This window comes from Gilliamella sp. Pas-s95 (assembly GCF_009795795.1).
In the GTDB taxonomy this organism is placed as follows: domain Bacteria; phylum Pseudomonadota; class Gammaproteobacteria; order Enterobacterales; family Orbaceae; genus Gilliamella; species Gilliamella bombicola.
The window spans coordinates 1-252 of sequence record NZ_WTFC01000131.1 but is presented as its reverse complement, the minus strand read 5'-3'; the positions used below and the strand labels follow the sequence as shown (position 1 = coordinate 252).

General features: G+C 32.9%; 1 protein-coding gene. It reads right to left on the bottom strand.

The window, feature by feature from the left end; translation table 11 throughout:
- Positions 1–252: IS3 family transposase (locus GQ598_RS11015; RefSeq protein ID WP_160404153.1), on the bottom strand; the 252-nt coding region annotated here is incomplete at both ends.

Here is a 252-nt window from a genome sequence, read left to right as displayed (position 1 = left end):
ATTTCTGACCAGGTTTAGTCGCCTTAAAATCACGGTTTAATAGATTGGGTACAGCACCAAGACGACCTTTATAAGAACGATATTTTTTTCCTCTTATCAAGGATTTTAATCCCATTTCTTTCATTAAACGTAGCACCTTTTTATGATTCACAATGACATTCTGATTATGTAATTCAGCCGTAATTCGTCGATAACCATAGCGACTAAAGTTATCTTCATAAATCTTGATAATAAGCGCTTTTAATTCACTAT